Annotated in this window: 5 protein-coding genes; 4 read left to right on the top strand and 1 reads right to left on the bottom strand. The window is 64.6% G+C overall.

What is annotated here, in order from left to right:
• From EOA22_RS38200 to EOA22_RS24605, 3 genes are all read left to right on the top strand, one after another.
• Window positions 1-221, top strand: a 221-nt coding sequence (locus EOA22_RS38200; RefSeq protein WP_206521333.1) for a hypothetical protein, incomplete at its 5' end; no start/stop codon positions are given.
• 58 nt (window positions 222-279) lie between these two features.
• The gene (locus EOA22_RS24615; RefSeq protein WP_063167749.1) at window positions 280-1,638 is read left to right on the top strand and encodes a Ppx/GppA phosphatase family protein; all 1,359 of its coding nucleotides are present in this window, start codon (window positions 280-282) and stop codon (window positions 1,636-1,638) included.
• Between the two features lie 228 nt (window positions 1,639-1,866).
• Window positions 1,867-2,610, top strand: coding sequence for an RlmE family RNA methyltransferase (locus EOA22_RS24605; protein WP_013532288.1), 744 nt, complete (start codon window positions 1,867-1,869; stop codon window positions 2,608-2,610).
• Window positions 2,611-2,714: 104 nt separating this feature from the next.
• Here the strand turns inward: EOA22_RS24605 and EOA22_RS24600 are convergent, their stop codons facing one another.
• Window positions 2,715-4,133, bottom strand: coding sequence for a DHA2 family efflux MFS transporter permease subunit (locus EOA22_RS24600; RefSeq protein ID WP_013532287.1), 1,419 nt, complete (start codon window positions 4,131-4,133; stop codon window positions 2,715-2,717).
• A gap of 307 nt (window positions 4,134-4,440) precedes the next feature.
• On the opposite strand from EOA22_RS24600, the gene EOA22_RS24595 reads away from it, so the two are divergent.
• Window positions 4,441-4,771: IMP dehydrogenase (locus EOA22_RS24595; protein ID WP_206521332.1), on the top strand; the 331-nt coding region annotated here is incomplete at its 3' end.

The raw sequence follows: 4,771 nt of genomic DNA, 5'->3' as shown, positions 1-4,771 counted from the left end.
CGAAGCGGGCTATTAAACCGCGAACCCTTGCCGCAGCGGCGGCCGGCAAGATTTGTCCGTGGGGCGCCCGAAAGAGATGCCGGCAGGCGTTGCGCCGGCAACTGCGGCGTGCGGATTCATCACGCGGCCGCGCCGGAACGGCGGTCAGCGGCCTGCCGGTAAAATTCGGCATGCGGCTCTTGGTGATCGGGCACGGCGCTGTTAGTCTGGCGACAACTTAAAACACTGAAGCGCCTGCTGCGTCCATCATAGGTTCGCGCGGCGCCGGAAGGAACGACAGTGGAAGACCACGATACCGGCGCCGGCGCGCCGGAGGTGGGCGTGTCCAGCTCTTCCCAGCGGTCGGCTGACCCGGGGAACGCAAGCTGGCAGCAACGCCGCCCGACGGAGCTCCGCTCGGCAGACGGGCAGGCGGGCGACGCACCCCACAAAGGCAAGCCCAAGAAGCGGCGCAAGCGAAGGCGCGGGCGCAAGGTTTTTGCGCGCGACGAAGCGCGTCCCGCGGAGAATCGATCGCCGGCGCCAGGCAAAACCGGTGCCCCGGCGGCGGAGGCCCACAGACCGGCGGAAGCGGTGGTCTCGCCCGCCGCTCTTGTGCCGCGGCCGGAACAAGGCGCCCGTCGGCCGCCGGTCCATGAGCTTCCGGTGTTTGCGGCGCTTGACCTCGGCACCAACAATTGCCGGCTGTTGGTCGCCGTGCCGACGCGGCATGGCCAGTTCCGCGTCATCGACGCCTTTTCGCGCATCGTCCGGCTGGGCGAGGGGCTCACCGCCAATGGCCGGCTCGGCCAGCCGGCGATGGACCGCGCGGTCGAGGCGCTGAAAATCTGCGGCGACAAATTGCGCAACCGCAAGATCAGAAAAGCCCGGCTGATCGCCACCGAGGCCTGCCGCACGGCCGAAAACGGCGTCGAATTCATCGACCGCGTCGAACGCGAGGCCGGCCTGAAGCTCGAGATCATCGACCGCCAGACCGAGGCGCGGCTGGCGGTGTCCGGCTGCGGCTCGCTGGTCGAGCGCGACACCCAAGGCGTCGTGCTGTTCGATATTGGCGGCGGTTCGTCGGAAATCGCGCTCATCGATCTCGCCGGCCGCCGTTCGCCGAGGTTGGCCAATCATATCGTGTCGTGGACGTCGCTGCCGGTCGGCGTCGTCTCGCTGGCCGAGCGCTTTGGCGGCCGCACGGTGACGCGCGAGATCTTCGCCGCCATGGTCGATGACGTTGCCGGCCGGCTGGCCAGCTTCGACGGTCGCGATCGGCTGAGCCATCTCAAGGCCAGCCCGAATTTCCATCTGCTGGGCACGTCCGGAACGGTGACGACGCTGGCCGGTGTCCACCTTGAACTCGAGCGCTATGATCGCCGCCGTGTCGACGGGCTGTGGATGGACCGCGACAGCGTCGACCGCATGGTCGAAAGACTGGTTGGCTGGGATTTCCAGCAGCGCTGCGCCAACCCTTGCATCGGTGCCGATCGCGCCGATCTGGTACTGGCCGGCTGTGCTATCCTCGAAGCGATCCGCGCCGTATGGCCGTCCGAGCGGTTGCGGGTCGCCGATCGTGGCCTGCGCGAAGGTATTTTGAGCGAATTGATGGCCGATGATGGCGTCTGGCGCAACGATGGGCGTGGCAGAGCGTGAACAGTCGACCCCCACTCCGTCGAGCTACGCTCGACACCTCTCCCCCGATCGACGGGGAGAGGAAAGGCGTGAACTTATGCAGGCTGGCTCCCTTCCTCTCCCTCCGGAGGGGGGAGAGGTGGCTCGGCGAAGCCGAGACGGAGTGGGGGAAGCCCTTCACGAAACGCGCAGACGTCGAAAAATGAGCACAACTCGACGAGCGAGAAAACCCGGACCAGAAATCAGGCAATGACCAAGAAACCGGAAAAACCAGGATCCGCCAGCATTCGCGTGCTGAAGACGCGGATCAAGAAGAAGAGCGGGCTGAAGGAATCGTCGCGCCGTTGGCTGCAGCGCCACATCAACGATCCCTATGTCCAGCGCTCCAAGGCCGACGGCTATCGCTCACGCGCGGCCTATAAGCTGATCGAGATCGACGACAAGCATCATCTGTTGAAACCCGGCATGAAGGTGATCGACCTCGGTGCCGCCCCCGGCGGCTGGTGCCAGGTCGCCGCCGCGCGGACGAAATCGACGGCCGACAAGCCGCATGTCATCGGCATCGATTATCTCGAAATGGACGCCGTGCCCGGCGCACCGGTGCTGCTGATGGATTTCCTCGATCCGCAGGCGCCGCAGAAGCTGGCCGAGGCGCTGGGTGGGGATCCCGATATCGTGTTGTCCGACATGGCGGCACCGACCACCGGCCACAAGCGGACCGACCATATCCGCACCATGCATCTGTGCGAGGTGGCGGCCGATTTCGCGCTGTCGGTGCTGAAGCCAGGCGGGCACTTCCTTGCCAAGACCTTCCAGGGCGGCGCCGAAAACGAACTGCTCTCCATGCTCAAGAAGAATTTCCGCTCGGTCCATCACGTCAAGCCGCCGGCGTCGCGGGATGAATCGGTCGAGCTTTATTTGCTGGCCAAGGATTTCAAAGGGCGAGATCTTCCTTCTCCCCTGGGAGAAGGTGTCGCCGAAGGCGACGGATGAGCTCCAGGGAGCGCCAACGTTTCACTCCGCTGGAACACCCCTCATCCGTCTCGGCGCTTTCGCGCCGATCCACCTTCTCCCACAGGGGAGAAGGCAAGAGGGAACTACTTCCCCGCCGTGCTCGTTTCCAGCGTCTTGGGTGTGGTCAGGCGGCCGTGGCCGGAGATGGCGTTGCCGGCATCGGGCGCCAGCCGCATGAACGACAGCGACGCGGCGGCGGAAATCGCCGCGACGACGAAAAACGCGGTGTGGAAATCCGCCAGCGTCAGTGACCTGTCGTGCAGGCTCGTGGACACCTCCAGGATTCCGCCGGCCAGCGCCACGCCGAGCGCGACCGACAACTGCTGGAACACCGCCGTGATCGGTGTCGCCTTGCTGGTGTCTTCAGCCGAAACCTCGGCATAGGCGAGCGCATTGACGCCGGTGAAGAACATCGAGCGGATGAAGCCGCCGACGAGCAGCATGGCCAGCATCAAGAGATAGGGTGTGTCGGGTGTGAACAGGCCGTTGATGGCGATCGAGGCGGCGGCGACCAGAGAACCGACAACCAGGACGCGGCGGAAGCCGGCGACGCGGAAGATCAGCGCGGTGACAAACTTCATCCCGATGGCGCCGATCGCCGAGACGAAGGTGATCATGCCGGACTGGAACGGCGTCAGCCCAAAACCGATCTGGAACATCAGCGGCAGCAGGAACGGCACGGCACCAATGCCGATGCGGAACAGTCCGCCGCCAAGCACCGAGGAGCGGAACACCTGGTTGCGGAACAATTCGAGCGCCAGCAAGGGATTTTTGGCGCGCCGCGCGTGCAGCAGATAGAGCGCGCCCGACAGCAGGCCGACCGCTACGGTGATAAGGCCGGTGGCCGGCGGCAAATAGGGCAGGCTCACCACCGACAGGCCGAAAACCACGCCGGATGCCGCCAGCCCGCTTAGCACGAAGCCGAGGAAGTCGAGCGGCGGCGTCTCCATCGATTCGGTCTCCGGCAGGAAACGCGTCGCCAGCCAGATGCCGATCAGGCCGATCGGCACATTGATCAGGAAGATCCAGTGCCAGGTGAAGTAGGTGGTGATGAAGCCGCCGACCGGCGGCCCGACCAACGGTCCGACCAACGCCGGAACGGTTAGCCAGGACATCGCCGCGACGAGTTCGCTCTTCGGTGTCGCGCGCACCAGCACCAGCCGCCCGACCGGTGTCATCATGGCGCCGCCAATGCCTTGCAGGAAGCGCGAGACCACAAAAGCCGGCAGCGAACCGGAGAGCGCGCAGGCGATCGAGCCGACGATGAAGACGGCGATCGCGGCGCGAAAGATATTCTTGGCGCCGAAACGGTCGGCCATCCAGCCGCTGATCGGAATGAAGATCGCCAGCGAGACGAGATAGGCGGTCAGGGCCAGCTTGAGCGCGATCGGGCTGGTGTGGATGTCGACGGCGATCGCCGGCAGCGATGTCGCGATAACAGTCGAATCCATGTTTTCCATGAAAAGGGCGACCGCCAATATAAGCGGGATGGTGCGGTTCAAGGAACGCGTCCAGACTTGAATGTTGCGTTGCCGGTTGCATGTCGGCCCTGAGGCGGGCGGTTACCATGCCTTCGCCGGGATGTCGCATTAATTTGCTGTCACTTTTGTGCGACCGGCAACCACAGGTGGCATCCCTTCGCCGGAAAGTCACCTTTCCGGGAGCGTGAAATCATCCGCTTTTCATCGGTGCTTGGACGTGGTACCAGCCAGCGCCAATCCTGAAAGGGAAGAAACGAGTCGGCGCTGTCCATTCCGGTCCAGCGCTTTTTTGTATTCCCCCACCGTTTTTATGTTCAAGGGACTGGCCATGGCAAAAATCATCGAAACGTCCACCGGCGCATTGGCGCTGACCTTTGACGACGTGCTGCTGCAGCCGGGTCATTCCGAGGTCATGCCCGGCGAAACCGATGTCCGCACCCGCATCGCCGGCGACATCGACCTGAATGTGCCGATCCTGTCGGCGGCGATGGACACCGTCACCGAGGCCCGGCTTGCCATAGCCATGGCCCAGGCCGGCGGCATTGGCGTCATCCACCGCAATTTCTCGCCGGCCGAACAGGCCGAGCAGGTGCGGCAGGTCAAGAAATTCGAATCCGGCATGGTGGTCAATCCCGTCACCATCGGCCCCGACCCGACGC

This window comes from Mesorhizobium sp. M7A.F.Ca.US.014.04.1.1, assembly GCF_003998745.1.
GTDB classification, from domain to species: domain Bacteria; phylum Pseudomonadota; class Alphaproteobacteria; order Rhizobiales; family Rhizobiaceae; genus Mesorhizobium; species Mesorhizobium ciceri.
Note: the sequence above shows the minus strand (reverse complement) of the source record. Positions and strands in the feature narration are given on the sequence as shown.

Bases quoted from the DNA above. Each gene is read 5' to 3' on its own strand.
- EOA22_RS24605 (WP_013532288.1), top strand. From the start codon at position 1,867: ATGACCAAGAAACCGGAAAAACCAGGATCCGCCAGCATTCGCGTGCTG.